The organism is Mycobacterium shunyiense (assembly GCF_058270075.1).
Map to the genome: position 1 here is coordinate 201,079 of NZ_JBZDPU010000001.1, position 16,215 is coordinate 217,293.

Below are 16,215 nucleotides of genomic sequence, written 5' to 3' on the forward strand. Positions count from 1 at the left end.
ACATCGACGTACAGGATTGCTGAAAATAGTGGTACATGAACGTACCGACGCGGTATATTCCGTTCACCCACGCGAGCTGAAGAACATGACCAGGCAAGCCGCAGAATTCATCTGTGGCTTAGCTGCCGTGTTGGCCGAAATCATCAAACTATCGCGCTCAACTGTTGGTTTCGTTTATTCATTCCAGTTATTTGAATTCGCTGACAGCAGGTCTCGACGTGGTTCACGATCCACATGGGTCGGGAATGGCTTCAGCGTCGGTGAGCATGTGGTCTTTCCCTTGGAATTTGTCGAGAGGGAGGACGGGAATGCACATTCGTGTGCTTCGGGGGGTAGCACTGACGCTGGTCGCGCTGATCGGCACCGTCGGGCTGGTCGTGACAGCGACCATGTCCACGCTGGTTCAGCTGGCTGCCACGGCGCTCATCATGGGCGGAACGGGGATGAAGGCGCTGGGTGATCCGCATCAATGGGGAGCCGGCACGTACGTGGACCAGGTCAACAGCACCTACCTGTCCGGCCACCACCTCGATGAGGACGACTTGAAGTGGGTGTCGACACCTGAGCAGTTCTGGCCCGCGACCAGCCTGACCGACGTCAGCTTCGACACCTCGGTGGCTCGCGGCGTGCTGAGCCTCAACAACGCTGTGCAGACCACGCCGGGTGAGAAGATTGTCGTCGGCTACTCGCAGAGCGCCAACATCGCCACCCGGGAGAAGCGCAATCTGGCCGAGCTTCGGGCGCAGGGCGCGGCGGTGCCCACGCCGGACGAGTTGTCTTTCGTCTTCGTGGCCAATCCCAACCGGCCCAACGGCGGAATCCTCGCCAGGTTCGAAGGCCTCTACATACCGATCCTCGGCGTCAGCTTCGACGGTGCCACCCCGGACGACGAATACCGGACAATCGACGTGGCCCGCCAGTACGACCTGATCGCCGACTTCCCCAAATATCCACTCAATCTGCTGGCCGATCTCAATGCCCTGATGGGCTACGTCTACCTACATCCGAACTACGGCTCATCGGTGGTCAACCTGAACGACCCGAGCACATATGAGTCCTATACCTCCGGCAACACCACCTATTACCTGGTGCACACCGAGCACCTTCCGCTGCTGCAACCGTTTCGCGGCATCGGAATTCTTGCGCCGGTGCTCGACCTGGTCGAGCCGACCCTGCGCGTGCTGATCGAACTCGGTTATGACCGCACGCCGGAGAACATGGGGGTGCCGACCCGGGCCGGACTGATCCCCCACATCGACCTCGGCAAGCTTGCGTCGGATCTGCGGGCAGCAGCCAGGGAGGGCGTACGCAACGCGCTCTCCGACCTGGGCATCGACACCGGTGATGCCCTTGGCAGCCACACCGAAGGTGTTGCCGCACTCGCCAAGTCGGATACCGAAAGAGTTGGGCTCAAACTGCCGGCGACCATCGGGTCGCCGGACCGCATGCGGCTGCGTCAGACCGGCACCGACTCCACGGGTCGAGCCGGAACCCTCACCCGCGCTACCGACGCTCCGCCGTCCGAGCCCGAGGCGCAGAAGGCCGAGGTGGAAACCAGCACCGGAACTGACACCGAGACCCGTTCCGACACAGCACTTCAGCAGAAACAGCAACAGAAGCAGGCAAATCCGGGAGCTGAACGCATCCGGCAGTCGCTACGACAGGCATTCTCGCCCAAGAGGCCGTCCGATGACGCGACCGACACCGACGCTGCGCCACAAGACAACCCACGCCCACAGCGCGCGCCGCAACGTCAAGTCGGCCAAACCACGTCGGTCCAGTCGAAATCCAACTCCACGGACACGAAAACCAGCGACACCAAACAGAAGCCGCGCGCCAACCATCGTTCCGGACACTCCGACGCGGCGTAGGTGCGCACCGTTCGAGCGTGCGGGTCACACCCGGATCCACGGGGGAACCCGGGCCTGACCCGCACGCTCGGCACAGCTTCTTCGGCAATACCGGGACATTCGAGTAGTCCACTACGCATGCGTTGCCCGTGATCATGGCGTGATCATTTCCGTATGTCAGCCGACAACCGTCGGCGGACAGTCGCACAACCAACAAGGCACGGCCATGACTACGAACTCACCAGCCGTCGGCACCACGACGCAGTCGCGCCCGAAACGCCGTCGCTCAAGCAGTAGCAAGAAGCCCGCGTTGACCGCGGCCATCATCGGACTGATCGGCACCCTTGGCACGGCAGCGATTACGCAGCTGCCGGATCTCGTGGGCAAGGCCGGCACCATACCGTCGATGCCCATCACCGAAGTCCAGCCCTCCGAACGCGTTTCCGTCGACAACGCGAAGCTCAGCGACTCGCGTACAGCACTCGCGCTCTGGGGCACCGCGAGTCCGTACGTGGAGCAAGTACGCGTGACGGTCAGCGCGCCGAACGCGAAGGAAGCGCTATTCGATGATGTAACAAATGTGACCGACGGCAAATGGAGTCTGGTCGCCACCAGCGATCGGCAAATCCCGGAGGAATACGAAGTCATGGCGTTCGACAAAAAGCCGACTTTCACGTCCAGCGCAGTTCACAAGACGTCGCGCATCACGTTCAAGCTCGACCCACCGACGCCGACCACTCAACCCGGGCAGGACAGTGGTTGCCCGCCGCAGTCGATCGGCGGTTGCTTTGCCGATCCCAACTGGGGACCGCCGGCGATCTACCGATCGGAGTAACAGCCGGATCAGCCTGAGCTGGCGGCCAGTTCCTGACCCCGCATGCGCTGCGAGATCACGGTGGTGATGCCGTCACCACGCATGGTCACACCGTAGAGGGCGTCAGCCACTTCCATGGTCGGCTTCTGGTGGGTGATCACGATCAGCTGGGATTTCTCCCTCAGCTGCTCGAACAGGCTGATCAGCCGGCGCAGGTTCACGTCGTCGAGCGCGGCCTCGACCTCGTCCATTACGTAGAACGGGGACGGGCGAGCCCGGAAGATCGCCACCAGCATGGCTACCGCGGTCAACGACTTCTCACCACCGGACAGCAGCGAGAGTCGCTTGATCTTCTTGCCCGGCGGCCTGGCCTCGACTTCGATTCCCGTGGTGAGCATGTCGGCGGGATTGGTGAGCAGAAGGCGTCCCTCACCACCGGGGAACAGGGTGGAGAACACCTGCTCGAACTCGCGCTCCACATCCACGTAGGCCTCGGTGAACACCTGCAGAATCCGGGTGTCGACATCGGCGATCACATCGAGCAGATCGCTGCGCGCGGCCTTGACGTCCTCAAGTTGCGTCGAGAGGAAGTTGTAGCGTTCTTCGAGCGCGGCAAACTCTTCCAGGGCAAGCGGATTCACGCGGCCCAGCTCCGAGAGCTCACGTTCGGCCTTCTTGGCCCGCCGCTCCTGGGTGGGCCGGTCGAACGGCATCGGCGCGGGCGCCATGACCTGCTCGCCACGCTCACGGGCCTGCTCGTACTCTGCCATCTCCAAGTCGCTGGGCGGCAACGCGATCTGCGGACCGTACTCGGCGATCAGATCCGCCGCCGGCATCCCGAACTGCTCGAGCACCTGCGCCTCAAGCTGCTCGATACGAAGTGACGCTTGCGCTTTGGCCATCTCGTCGCGGTGCAAGGCGTCGGTGAGCCGGGTGATCTTCGCGTTGAGTTCGGTGACCGTCTCGCGCACCTGGGACAGCGACGTGGCACGCAGCTGACGCTCGGTCGCCAGTTCGTCACGCATCCGCGACGCCACCGCCACGACCGCGCTCAACCGTTGGGCCACAACGCGTCCCGACTCGGACACCGCGGCGGCCACCCGCGCCGCATGTTCACGGGCCTCACGCGCACGCTGCGCCCGCACCCGGGCCTCGCGCTCGGCAGCGGCGGCCCGGCGCAGTGAATCAGCCCGACCGCGAACCGCATTCGCGCGCTCCTCGGCGGTACGAACCGACAGTCGGGCCTCCACCTCGACCGAACGAGCCGCCTCGGCGGCGGCCATCGAGGCCTGACGGTCCACCGGCTCGGCCTCGAACATCGGAAGCTGTTCGGCATTGTGCAGCCGCGACTCAAGTTCGGTGAGTTCCTCGACCGTCTTGGTGCGCCCAGCTTCAAGCTCGTCGCGTTGGCGGATCAACCGCTGCCACTCATCACCGGCGCCGCGGGCATCCTGCCCCAGGCGGCCCAGCTGCTCGTAGATAGCGGAGATGGCGGTGTCGGATTCGTTGAGCGCGGCCATCGCCTCTTCGGCCGCCTCCTGTCGGGCTGCCTGCTCGGTCAGCGCACCCGACAAGGCGGCCTCCAGCTCGCCGGTCTGCCGCTCGACGACCTCCAGTTCGCGTCGGGCCTTGTCGATCTCGGAACTGATCTCAAGTGTGGAGGGCTTGCGGTCGGACCCACCGCTGATCCAGCCGGCACCGACCAGGTCACCCTCGGCGGTCACCGCGCGCAGGTCCGGACGCGCCGAAACCAGTTGCACCCCGGCGGGCAGATCGCTGACCACTGCCACCCCGGCCAGCATCGCGGTGATCGCCCCACGCAGCCGGTCCGGGACGCTGACCACGTCGTTGGCCCAGATCGCGCCGTCGGGAAGCGTTCCCGACGGGGCCGAGCCGTTGACCTTCCAGTCCCCAAGCAACAGAGCGGCCCGCCCGCCGTCGGACTCCTTGAGCGCGGCGACGGCGGCGGCCGCGACACCGAAATCCTCGGCGGCCAACGCGTCGGCAGCCGCCCCGAGCACCGTGGCCACTGCCACCTCGTGGCCCGGCTGAACTTTCAGGTATTCCCCGATGGTGCCGAAAAGCCCTGAGCCACTGTGGTTCTTCTGCAACCAGGCGGCACCGTCGCGCCGGTCGAGGCTGACGGAGAGAGCCTCGATGCGGGCCCGCAGCGAGGCGACCTGACGTTCGGCGGCACGCTCGGCCGACTGCAGTTCGGCCACCCGTTCGTCGGCGATCCGCAGGGCTGCCACCGAGCGGTCGTGTTGCTCGTCCAGGCCCACTTCTCCGGCATCGAGTTCGCTCACCCGGCTCTGCACAGTCTCGAATTCGGCCTGTGCCAGTTGGGCTTTGGTGGCAGCTTCCTCGATGTTGACCGACATCCGCATCACCCCGTCGTCGATCGACTCGACCCGGGTGCGCATGGTGTCGACCTGTCCGGCCAACCGGGCCAGCCCTTCGCGGCGGTCGGCTTCGGCCCGCGCCGCGGCCAGATGCGCCCGTTCGGCCTCTGCGGCGAGTTGCTCACGCTCGGCGAGCTCGGCCCGGGCGCTCTCCAAGACGATGCGCGACTCCTCGAGCTCACCGAGCAGCTCCATCTCGAGCTCGGCAACCTCGTCGGCCTCGGCCTCCAGGGCCTCGGGGTCCTGCCCCGTGGAAACCTCCGTCTCGGCTTCGAACAGCTGCGCCCGGTCGGTCGCGATCCGCACGGTGGCACTCACCCGTTCGGCCAGTGCCGAGGCCCGGAACCAGGTCTGCTGGGCGGCCTCGGCGCGGCGGGTCAGTTCGGCCACCGCGGCCTCGTGTGCCTGCAGTTCGACGGTCGAGGTTTCCAGCTGGACCGTCGCCTCGTCGTGCTCGCGACGCAGTGTGGTCTCGGCCTGGTTCGTGTTGTGGAACTCGACCTGCCGTCTGACCAGGTCGTCGGCGGCCAGGCGCAGGCGGGCGTCGCGCAGGTCGGCCTGGATCGTCGCCGCCCGCCGCGCCATCTCGGCCTGACGGCCCAGCGGCTTGAGCTGACGGCGCAACTCCGTGGTCAGGTCGGTCAGCCGGGCCAGGTTCGCGGCCATCGAGTCGAGCTTGCGGACCGCCTTTTCCTTGCGCTTGCGGTGCTTGAGAACCCCGGCAGCCTCCTCGATGAAGGCGCGGCGATCCTCGGGCCGCGATTCCAGGATCTCGGCGAGCTTGCCCTGGCCGACGATCACGTGCATCTCGCGGCCGATGCCGGAGTCGCTCAGCAGCTCCTGCACGTCCATCAATCGGCAACTGCTGCCGTTGATCTCGTATTCGCCTGCGCCGTCACGGAACACCCGGCGGGTGATCGACACCTCGGAGTATTCGATCGGCAGCGCGTTGTCGGAGTTGTCGATGGTCAGCGTCACCTCGGCGCGACCCAGCGGCGCCCGTGAGGACGTGCCGGCGAAGATGACGTCCTCCATCTTGCCGCCGCGCAGCGTCTTGGCGCCCTGCTCTCCCATAACCCAGGTCAAGGCGTCGACCACGTTCGACTTACCCGATCCATTGGGGCCGACAACGCAGGTGATCCCGGGTTCGAAGCGCAGAGTCGTCGGCGAGGCGAAAGACTTGAAGCCTTTCAGCGTCAGACTCTTGAGGTGCACGGAGTCAAACCCTACCGCCGACCCGGCTACCGTTCGATGAACCCCGCCATCGGGGCGTCGGCATCCGCCCAATCTGCGACGACGTGATCCACCGACCCCGGGGTTTCCCCGCTCCGGAGCAGCTCAAGCAATCGCTGACATTTCCCGCGTGGCCCCTGCGCCACCACATGCACCCGGCCGTCGGGCCGATTCGAAGCAAACCCGGTCAGGCCGAGTTCCAGCGCGCGCGACCGGGTCCACCACCGGAATCCCACGCCCTGCACCTGGCCATGCACCCAGGCGCTCAGGCGCACCTCGGTGTCGGGCCCGGCCTCAGGCGGGTGTGGTTCCGTCACGAAGTGGCGACCTCGAATTTCACCTCGGTGCCGGATTTGAGGGTGCGTCCCACCGTGCAGACCTGGTCGATGGCGCGCTCGACGACGGTCAACACGCGGGCCACCTCGGCCTCCGAAAGGCCCGACACGTCGATTTCGAGCTTCTCCTCCAGCAGCGGGTAGCGCTCCTGCTCCCGGTCGGGCGGTCCCGACACCCGAATCGTCGCCGGATAGTCGTCACCCAGGCGCCGGCGCAGGGGCTGGTCGCTGGACATCCCGCTGCACGCTGCCAGGGCGATCTTCATCAGCTCACCCGGGGTGAACACGCCCTCGACGTCCTCACTGCCCACGAGTACCTCTGCACCGCGCGAACTGCGTCCGACGTACCTGCGCACACCGGTGCGGTCAACCCAAAGTTCGGTCATGCGGTATTTCTACACGCCGCGATACGCGGTTATTCCAGGGGTAATGGCCGTCGGATCGGTCACCTGCCCCCGTTGGACACGGCGGCGACTCAGGCAGCGACGATAGACTCGGCCCACCGACATCGCTGAGGAGCACTGTGACCTATCCGCCGAGCAATCCGCCCACCCCGCCGTCGGGAGCGCCCGGGCCGTGGCAGCCGCCGTACCAGCAGCCGGGCGGGCCGGAGGGATATCCGAACACTGCCGGAAACCCCGAGCAGCCGCCGTACGGCTCCCCTTACGGGGCACCTCAGCAACAGCCTTACGGCTCGCCGTATGGAGCGCCGCAACAGCCCCAACCTCCGTACGGCGCGCCCTACGGAGCACCCCAGCCGTACGGGGCGCCCTACGGGCAGCCGTACGGGGCGCCGCAGTCGCCGTACGGGTACCCCACCCCGCAGCCGTCGGGCGGCGGCAACCGTATGTGGTTGGCGATCGGCGGCGCCGTACTGGCCGTGGTGGTCATTGTCGGCGGCGTCCTGATCTTCGCGTTGAACGGCGATTCGGGCTCGAGTGGCGGCCGCAGCAGCGCGGGCTCGTCGCAGTCCTCCGGTTCCAGCGATGCCGAGAAAGAGGTGCGGGCGTTCCTCGATGAGGTGATGTCGAGCTCCGGCGACCTCAAAGAGGCCCTGCCCTACTTCTGCCAGGCCGATCAGGACCTGTTCAAAAAGATCGGCGGCCTGGATGCGATCGACATTCCGAAGACGACCGACAGCAGCGGGTCGGCGGAGATCACCAAAATCACGGTGAACGGCAGCAAGGCTGTCGTCGACATCTCGAGCACCGCGGGCCCCGGCAAGCTGTACCTGCGCAAGGAAAGTGGATCGTGGAAGATCTGCATGTCCGACATGCCGGGCATGCCCAGCATGCCCTGATCTGCTGCGGACGAGGCTCGGGTCAGCCCCGTGGACGGGGCTGACACTTCGGGCAGTAGAACGACGACCGGTTCATGAACTTGTCGCGGCGCATGACCGCGCCGCACCGTCGGCACGGCTCCCCCTCGCGGCCGTAGGCATCCAAAGACCGCTCGAAATAACCGGATTCGCCGTTGACATTCACGTACAGCGAATCGAACGACGTGCCGCCCTGGCTCAACGCATCGGTCATCACGTCCGCGGCTGCATCGAGTAGCTCCCCCAGCCGACGCCGCGTCAGCAGCGCAGCGGTCCTGGCGCCGTTGACCTTCGTCCGCCACAGCGCCTCGTCGGCGTAGATGTTGCCGATACCGGACACCACGGTCTGGTCGAGCAGCTGACGCTTGATCTCAGAGTGCTTGCGCCGCAACACGGTAACCACACTGTCCCGATCGAACAGCGGGTCGAGCGGATCGCGCGCGATGTGAGCGACAGGCTCGGGCAACGCGGCGCCGTCGACCGTCACCAGATCGGCCAGCTGCCAGCCGCCGAACGTACGCTGGTCGACGAAACTCAGCGCGGTGCCGTCGTCGAGCAGCGCGGCGATCCGCAGATGCCGGTCGTCGCGCAGCGGCCCCAGCAGCATCTGGCCGCTCATCCCCAGATGCACCACCAGCGCATCGGTCGCGTTTTCGCTGCCGTCCTCACCCAGCGTCAGCCAGAGGTACTTACCGCGCCGTCCCGTTCCGGTGATGCGGGCCCCCAGCAGACGGGCGGTCAGGTCGGCGGGGCCGGCCTCGTGCCGGCGGACGGCACGCGGATGATGCACGCGTACCGCCGAAATTGTTTTGCCCGCAACATGTTCCTGCAGCCCACGGCGGACGACCTCTACCTCGGGTAGCTCGGGCATCGGTGCTCACGCATTGTCGAGTGCGGTCCACGCCGCGGCCGCGGCCTTGAGCTCGGCCTCTTTCTTGTTGCGCCCCACGCCCCTGCCGTATTCGACGTCGGCCACCACCACGGCAGCCGAGAATTCCTTGTCGTGGTCGGGCCCGGTGGAGGTCACCACATAGGTGGGCGCACCGAGCCCGCGCGAGGCGGTCAACTCCTGCAGGCTGCTCTTCCAGTCCAACCCGGCTCCGAGTGTCGGCGCTGTATCGAGCAACTCGCCGAACAACCGCAGGATGACCTCCCGGGCAGTGGTCAGGCCGTGCTCCAGATAAATTGCGCCGAGCAGGGATTCGACACCGTCGGCGAGGATGCTGGACTTGTCGGCCCCGCCGGAGTTCTCTTCGCCCTTGCCCAGGAACAGGTGGCTGCCCAGCCCGTCTTCGGTGAGCCCACGGCCGACATCGGCCAGTGCCTGGGTGTTGACGATGCTGGCACGAAGCTTGGCCAGATCACCCTCGGAGCGTTCGGGGTGGCGGTGGTAGAGCTCCTCGGTGACCGTCAACCCCAGTACGGCATCTCCGAGGAACTCCAACCGCTCGTTGGTGGGAAGGCCGCCGTTCTCGTAGGAGTAACTGCGATGCGTCAACGCGATGGTGAGCAGTTCGGCGGGGATGTCGACGCCCAGCGCCGCCAGCAGCGCTGCGTGCGAATCGGTCACTTCTCGCCCCCGGGCTGCTCGTCGTCGGGCAGCATGGCGGCCAGTTTGGCCCAGCGGGGATCGATCTTGTCGTGATGATGCCCCGGCTCTGCGGTGGCCAGCGCGACGCCGCAGTCGGGGCACAGGCCCGGGCAGTCCGGACGGCACAACGGGGAGAACGGCAGCGCCAACCCGACGGCATCGATGATCGGCTGTTCCAGGTCGACGGTGTCGGCCTGTCCCGAGGCGCCCACCCGGCCCATTTCGTCGGCCTCGGTGGTCTCGTCGGTGGTGCTGTCCGGGTACGCGTACAGCTCGGTGAGGTCGATCTCGACATCGCCGGTGAGCTTGGTGAGGCAACGGGCGCACTCACCGACCGTGGGCGCCGATACGGTCCCACTGACCAGCACACCTTCCGACACCGACTGCAGCTGCAGGTCGAGATCGAGCGGCGCGCCCTTCTCGATGGCAACCAGCTCGGCCCCGATCCGCACGGGACTCGGCACCGTCTCTTGGTGTGCCAGGAACGAACCCGGTCGCCGGCCGAGTCGCAAGACGTCGATCACCAGCGGCGATCGGGAACCTCCGCGCCGTTCAGGCCCTCCCCGCCCAGCCGATTTCGCATGCGTCGCCATGCATCGATCCTACGGCGGGGTCAGACCAAACCACGACGCAGTGCGCCGACCGTCACCCACGGCCGTCAGCGGGTCGCGTAGTCGTGCGTTCCCGCGGTCGTGCGTAGCTGGTGACGTCCGCGGCCGACGGAGCGCAGCGTGCCGTTGAGGAAGTCCTCGAACTCGGCAAGTTTGCTGTCGACATAGATATCGCACTCGCCGCGCAGTCGGTCGGCTTCGGCATGTGCCGCGTCGATGAGCCGGGTGGCCTCCGCGGTGGCGGTCGAGACGATCTCGGTCTGCGACACCAGACGCTGCTGCTCCTTGATGCCCTCCTGCACGGCCTTCTCGTAGGAGATGTTGCCGTTCTCGGTCAGGCGATCGGCCTCGGCCTTGGCCCGGCCGGTGCTCGCGTCGTACTCGCGCTTCGCCGCGGCCGCGAGCCGCGCTGCCTCTTCGCGTGCCTCCCCGACCATGCGCTCGCTGTGCTGACGGGCTTCGGCGACCATCCGGTCGGCCTGCGCCTTCGCGTCGGCCAGCAACCGGTCGGCCTCGCCCCTGGCGTGATTGAGCATGCCGTCGGCGTCGGCGTTCGACTTGCCCATCACCGACTCGCAGTGTTCCTTGGCCTCGCGCAGCAGCGAATCACGCGCATCCAGCACGTCCTGTGCGTCGTCGAGCTCACCGGGGATCGCGTCCTTGATGTCGTCGATCAGCTCGAGGACATCACCGCGGGGTACCACGCAGCCGGCCGTCATCGGCACACCACGCGCTTCTTCGACGATCGCGCCGAGCTCGTCGAGCGCTTCAAAAACTCGGTACACGGCAAAACCCTCCAGGTCGTCGTTGTCGGTTACCAGTGTGCCTGGTGTTACGCCTGTGACTAGGGAACACAATCGGTGTGTCGCCGCGAGGTATCGCCTGCCGTGGATGCAGCAAAGTCACCGCATCGCCGCGGCGATCAGGTCGCGCGCACGGTCGAGCATCGATGCGAACGGTCCGACGGCGAAGTTGAGCCCGGCCGACTCCACCCCTGGATGGGGGCGGGTGGGCGCGATCGCCTCCGCCGCCTGCACGGCCTTGACCAGCCTTTCGAGTTCATCGGCGTCGAGCTTGCGGTGCAGCTTGTCGAACTCTTCGTGCTCCTCGTGGTCGGCATGGTCGACCACGGCGTCGCGGAACTTGGCGAGCTCGGCCAGGAATTCGGCGGAGTCGAAGTCCATGCTTTCGAGCTTCGACAGCTGCTCCTTGGCTGCGTGTTCCTCATGCAGGCGTGCATCGACGATCTCGTCGCCGTCGGCGACCTCTCGACGCACCCGTGGATGCACGACCATCTCCTCGGCGGTCTCGTGCACCGCCAGCAGCTGCCGCAATTCGACGAATGCCTTTTCTCGGGCCTCGACCGTGGAGGCGGAGAAAACCTCCTCAAACAAGTCCTTGATCAGATTGTGTTGATCCTTGAGGAACTTCACGACATCGTCGGTGGATTGAACGAATGTGTTGGGCACAGCGGGACCTCCGCGAATCGGGTGACAAGTCTGGGCGCATGGGCTGAGCGCCACGCGAACCAGATACCCGTCGGCGCGGTGAGCTAACCGCCCAGTTTGGCCTGCAGCCTGCGATTGACCGGCTCGGGCAGCAGCGCCGAGACATCGCCGCCCAAGGAGGCAACCTCCTTGGCCAGCGACGACGACACGAACGAGTACTGCGGAGTGGTGGCCACGAAGAAGGTGTCGACGCCCGCCACGTGCTTGTTCATCTGCGCCATCTGCAGCTCGTATTCGAAGTCGGTGCCGGTGCGCAGGCCCTTGACGATCGCGGTCAGCCCGCGATTCTTGACGAAGTCGACCACCAGTCCCTGACCGGACTCGACCCGAAGGTTGGGCAGGTGTGTGGTCGACTCGGTGATCATCGCCATTCGCTCGTCGAGGTCGAACATTCCCTTTTTGTTGGGATTCACCAGAATCGCCACCACGACCTCGTCGAACTGCGCCGCCGCACGCTCGAAGATGTCGATATGGCCAAGGGTCACCGGGTCGAAGGAGCCGGGACATACCGCGCCACTCATGGGTGACGACGCTACAGGCCCCCTCGCTGCGACCGACCTGCTAGCCCACTTCGGCGAGTTCGACGCGGGTGTCACCGTAGCGGCGGGCACTCAACGCATCCCAGCCTTCCGGCCAGCTCACCGGCCGGCTCGACGACCGCCGCTCCACCAGGACGAGGGTGCCCGCGGCGACCCACCCGGCAGCGGCCAACGTTGTCAGCATCGCGTCGACCGCGGCGTCGCCGAGGTCGTACGGCGGGTCGGCGAACACCAGATCGACCGGTCGCGTGGCACCCCCGGCCAACACCGTGTCGACGTTGCCCCGGCGCACCGCCGCGTTGCGCACGCCCAGCGCGGTGATGTTCTCGGCGATGACCGCGGCCGCCCGCGCATCCGCCTCGACAAAGGTGGCGGAGGTTGCACCACGCGAAAGCGCTTCCAGCCCAAGCGCTCCCGAGCCGGCATACAAATCCAGCACCGATAGTCCGGCGAAATCCAGCCGCGCCGTCAAGGCGTTGAACACGGCTTCGCGGACCCGATCTGAAGTCGGCCGGGTGCCGCTGCGGGGCACCGCAATCCGGCGGCCGCCGAGCGCCCCCGCGATGATGCGGGTCAGCTCGATTCCCCGGCTGCTTCGCCCTTGCCCGCCGAGCCGGTCACCACGACCAGCAGGTCGCCACCCTCGACCTGGGCGGTGGCGGCCACCGCGACACGTTCGACGGTGCCGGCCTTGGGGGCGGTGATGGCGGCTTCCATCTTCATCGCCTCGATGGTGGCAATGGTCGCACCGGCCTCGACCGTGTCACCTGCGGCCACACCGACGGTGACCACACCGGCGAACGGCGCCGCGACATGATCGGGGTTGTTGCGGTCGGCCTTCTCGGCGGCCGGAACCTCGCTGGCGATGCTGCGGTCGCGCACCGTGATCGGACGGAGTTGCCCGTTGAGGATGCACATCACCGTGCGCATGCCGCGCTCGTCGGCATCGGAGATCGCCTCCAGACCGATCAGCAACTGCACACCGCGCTCCAGCTCGACCCGATGCTCCTCGCCGTAGCGCAGCCCGTAGAAGAACTGATTGGCGCTCAGACCGGAGGTGTCACCGTAGGTCTCGCGGTGTGTCTCGAACTCCTTGGTCGGCGCCGGGAACAGCAACCGGTTCAACGCCGCCTGACGTTTCGGTCCGGGCGCAGCCAACAGTTCCTCGTCCTCGACCGAGAGTTCCTGAATCGGCTTGGCCGGCCCCCGGCCCTCAAGAGCCTTGGTGCGCAACGGCTCCGGCCAACCACCCGGCGGGTCACCGAGCTCGCCGCGCAGGAATCCGATCACGCTGTCGGGGATGTCGTATTTGGCGGGATCCGCGGCGAACTCCTGCGCACCGACCCCGGCCCCCACCAACGCCAACGCCAGGTCGCCGACCACCTTGCTCGACGGGGTCACCTTCACCAATCGGCCCAGCACCCGATCGGCCGCGGCATAGGCGGTCTCGATCTCCTCGAACCGATCCCCCAACCCCAGCGCGATCGCCTGCTGGCGCAGATTGCTCAGCTGCCCGCCGGGGATCTCGTGGGTGTAGACGCGTCCCGTCGGCGCCGGAAGACCGGATTCGAACGGCGCGTACACCTTGCGCAGCGCCTCCCAATAGGGCTCGAGATCGCAGACAGCGCTCAGCGACAACCCGGTGTCGAACGACGTGTGCGCCGCGGCAGCCACGATCGAGGACAACGCCGGCTGGCTGGTGGTGCCGGCCAACGGCGCCGCGGCACCATCGACCGCGCTCGCGCCGGCCTGCCAGGCCGCCAGATACGTCGCCAACTGCCCACCCGGGGTGTCATGGGTGTGCACATGCACCGGCAGATCGAAACGCGACCGCAACGCGCCTACCAGAAGGTGCGCGGAATGCGGACGCAACAGCCCGGCCATGTCCTTGATCGCCAGCACATGCGCACCGGCGTCGACGATCTGCTCGGCCAGCTTCAGGTAGTAATCCAGCGTGTACAGGTTCTCGCCCGGGTCAGACAGGTCCCCGGTGTAGGACATCGCGACTTCGGCGATGGCCGTGCCGGTCTCGCGGACCGCGTCGATCGCCGGACGCATCGACTCGATGTTGTTGAGCGCGTCGAAGATCCGGAAAATATCGATCCCGGTGCGCGTGGCTTCGTCTACAAACGCCTCAGTCACCAGTTCCGGATACGGCGTGTATCCCACGGTGTTTCGGCCCCGCAGCAGCATCTGCAGACAGATGTTGGGCACCGCCTCACGCAGGGCGGCCAGCCGCTCCCACGGATCTTCCTTCAAAAAACGAAGCGCCACATCGTAAGTCGCGCCACCCCAACACTCGATGGACAACAACTGCGGCATCATCCGCGCCACATACGGCGCGACCTTGAGCAACCCCGTCGACCGCAGCCGGGTGGCCAACAACGACTGATGCGCATCGCGGAACGTCGTATCGGTGACCCCGAGAGCCTTGCTGTCGCGCATCCACGCCGCGAACCCCTCGGGTCCCAACTCGATCAGACGCTGCTTGGACCCCGCCGCCGGCACCGTCGACAGATCCAACGCAGGCAACTTGTCCTGCGGGTACACGGCCGAGGGCCGCTCGCCGTTGGGCTTGTTCACCGTGACATCGGCCAGGTAATTCAAGATCTTCGTACCGCGGTCAGCAGGTGTGTGCGCGGTCAGAAGCTGCGGACGGTCATCGATGAACGACGTGTTGACCCGTCCGGCCCGGAAATCGGGATCCTCGATCACGGCCTGCAGGAACGGAATGTTCGTCGACACCCCGCGGATGCGGAACTCTGCCAGCGCGCGGCGGGCACGGGCCACCGCCGTGGAGAAGTCACGCCCGCGACAGGTCAGCTTGACCAGCATCGAGTCGAAGTGCGCCAGCACCTCGGCTCCGACATTGGTGCCGCCATCCAGGCGGACACCCGCACCCCCGGGTGACCGGTAGGCGGTGATCCGGCCGGTGTCAGGACGGAATCCGTTGGCCGGATCCTCGGTCGTGATCCGGCACTGCATCGCCGCCCCGCGAATGACGAGCGAGTCCTGGCTCAGACCCAGATCGGCCAGCGTCTCCCCCGCCGCGATCCGCAGCTGCGAACCGACCAGGTCCACATCGGTGATCTCCTCGGTCACCGTGTGCTCCACCTGAATTCGTGGATTGCACTCGATGAACACGTGATGCCCACGCTCGTCGAGCAGGAACTCCATGGTGCCCGCACAGCTGTAACCGATCTGGCGGGCCAGAGCCACCGCATCCGCGCAAATCCGCTCGCGCAACTCCGGATCCAGGTTCGGCGCCGGCGCCAGCTCGATCACCTTCTGGTGGCGCCGCTGCACACTGCAATCCCGCTCGAACAGGTGCATGACGTTGCCCTGTGTATCGGCCAGGATCTGCACCTCGATGTGGCGCGGGTTGATGACGGCCTGCTCCAGGTACACCTCGGGGTCGCCGAACGCCGACTCGGCCTCGCGCGAAGCCGCCTCCACCGCCTCGGGCAGCGCCTCGGGATCGGTCACCCGGCGCATACCGCGCCCACCGCCACCGGACACCGCCTTGACGAACAGCGGGAACTCCATATCCCGTGCCGCAGCGACCAACTCATCCACCGACGACGACGGCGCCGAGGACGCCAGCACCGGCAGGCCCGCTGCCCGCGCGGCGTCGATGGCCCGCGCCTTGTTACCGGTCAATTCCAGAACCTGCGCCGAGGGGCCCACAAACGTGATGCCCGCCTCCGCACACGCCGAAGCCAATTCCGGATTCTCCGACAGGAACCCGTAACCCGGATACACCGCATCCGCACCGGAATGCTTGGCGACCCTGATGATCTCCTCAACAGACAGGTACGCCCGTACCGGATGACCGATCTCACCGATCTGATACGACTCGTCGGCCTTCAGGCGGTGCAGCGAATTGCGGTCCTCATACGGATACACCGCCACCGTCGCGATGCCCATCTCATAAGCAGCGCGAAACGCACGGATCGCGATCTCGCCACGATTGGCGACTAACAGCTTGGAAATCACGGGTAGACCTAACCGACA

14 protein-coding genes are annotated in these 16,215 nt (G+C 66.4%); 3 read left to right on the forward strand and 11 right to left on the reverse strand.

The window, feature by feature from the left end; all coding sequences use genetic code 11:
• The first annotated feature begins 308 nt into the window (after window positions 1-308).
• Complete coding sequence (locus tag AC4ELH_RS00995; protein ID WP_498883004.1) at window positions 309-1,871, forward strand: PE-PPE domain-containing protein; 1,563 nt, start codon at window positions 309-311, stop codon at window positions 1,869-1,871.
• 289 nt (window positions 1,872-2,160) lie between these two features.
• Window positions 2,161-2,685, forward strand: coding sequence for a hypothetical protein (locus tag AC4ELH_RS01000; RefSeq protein ID WP_463806739.1), 525 nt, complete (start codon window positions 2,161-2,163; stop codon window positions 2,683-2,685).
• An 8-nt stretch (window positions 2,686-2,693) separates the two neighbouring features.
• Here the strand turns inward: AC4ELH_RS01000 and smc are convergent, their stop codons facing one another.
• Genes smc through AC4ELH_RS01015 form a run of 3 tightly spaced genes read right to left on the reverse strand, consistent with a single transcriptional unit; the run spans window position 2,694 to window position 7,020 of the window.
• Window positions 2,694-6,281, reverse strand: a complete 3,588-nt coding sequence (smc, locus tag AC4ELH_RS01005; RefSeq protein WP_448446857.1) for a chromosome segregation protein SMC — start codon at window positions 6,279-6,281, stop codon at window positions 2,694-2,696.
• Between the two features lie 26 nt (window positions 6,282-6,307).
• The gene (locus AC4ELH_RS01010) at window positions 6,308-6,616 is read right to left on the reverse strand and encodes an acylphosphatase (protein WP_498883005.1); all 309 of its coding nucleotides are present in this window, start codon (window positions 6,614-6,616) and stop codon (window positions 6,308-6,310) included.
• Window positions 6,613-7,020, reverse strand: coding sequence for an OsmC family protein (locus AC4ELH_RS01015; RefSeq protein WP_064881813.1), 408 nt, complete (start codon window positions 7,018-7,020; stop codon window positions 6,613-6,615). The genes AC4ELH_RS01010 and AC4ELH_RS01015 overlap by 4 nt, the downstream gene beginning before the upstream one ends.
• Before the next feature lie 137 nt (window positions 7,021-7,157).
• Here AC4ELH_RS01015 and AC4ELH_RS01020 point away from each other — a divergent pair, with 137 nt between their 5' ends.
• Window positions 7,158-7,934, forward strand: coding sequence for an Rv0361 family membrane protein (locus tag AC4ELH_RS01020; RefSeq protein WP_064881815.1), 777 nt, complete (start codon window positions 7,158-7,160; stop codon window positions 7,932-7,934).
• Between the two features lie 22 nt (window positions 7,935-7,956).
• Here AC4ELH_RS01020 and mutM read toward each other — a convergent pair whose 3' ends face one another.
• From mutM to AC4ELH_RS01060, 8 genes are all read right to left on the reverse strand, one after another.
• Entirely contained in the window at window positions 7,957-8,823 is an 867-nt protein-coding gene (gene mutM / locus AC4ELH_RS01025) for a bifunctional DNA-formamidopyrimidine glycosylase/DNA-(apurinic or apyrimidinic site) lyase (protein ID WP_064881817.1), read from the reverse strand.
• 6 nt (window positions 8,824-8,829) lie between these two features.
• Window positions 8,830-9,522 carry a ribonuclease III gene (rnc, locus tag AC4ELH_RS01030; RefSeq protein ID WP_064960672.1) on the reverse strand — a complete coding sequence of 231 codons (693 nt, stop codon included), beginning with the start codon at window positions 9,520-9,522 and terminating at the stop codon, window positions 8,830-8,832.
• A complete protein-coding gene (locus tag AC4ELH_RS01035; RefSeq protein ID WP_064960673.1) occupies window positions 9,519-10,136 on the reverse strand; it encodes a YceD family protein in 618 nt (205 codons plus the stop codon). The genes rnc and AC4ELH_RS01035 overlap by 4 nt, the downstream gene beginning before the upstream one ends.
• A gap of 65 nt (window positions 10,137-10,201) precedes the next feature.
• Window positions 10,202-10,939: a cell division protein SepIVA gene (gene sepIVA / locus AC4ELH_RS01040; protein ID WP_055112803.1), complete on the reverse strand. Its 738-nt coding sequence runs from the start codon at window positions 10,937-10,939 to the stop codon at window positions 10,202-10,204.
• Between the two features lie 117 nt (window positions 10,940-11,056).
• Window positions 11,057-11,623, reverse strand: coding sequence for a hemerythrin domain-containing protein (locus tag AC4ELH_RS01045; RefSeq protein WP_463790247.1), 567 nt, complete (start codon window positions 11,621-11,623; stop codon window positions 11,057-11,059).
• Window positions 11,624-11,706: 83 nt separating this feature from the next.
• Window positions 11,707-12,183 carry a pantetheine-phosphate adenylyltransferase gene (gene coaD / locus AC4ELH_RS01050; protein ID WP_064960675.1) on the reverse strand — a complete coding sequence of 159 codons (477 nt, stop codon included), beginning with the start codon at window positions 12,181-12,183 and terminating at the stop codon, window positions 11,707-11,709.
• Window positions 12,184-12,223: 40 nt separating this feature from the next.
• Complete coding sequence (rsmD, locus tag AC4ELH_RS01055) at window positions 12,224-12,778, reverse strand: 16S rRNA (guanine(966)-N(2))-methyltransferase RsmD (protein ID WP_498883060.1); 555 nt, start codon at window positions 12,776-12,778, stop codon at window positions 12,224-12,226.
• Entirely contained in the window at window positions 12,775-16,197 is a 3,423-nt protein-coding gene (locus AC4ELH_RS01060; RefSeq protein WP_498883006.1) for a pyruvate carboxylase, read from the reverse strand. Before AC4ELH_RS01060 ends, rsmD begins: the two co-directional genes overlap by 4 nt.
• Window positions 16,198-16,215 lie beyond the last annotated feature (18 nt).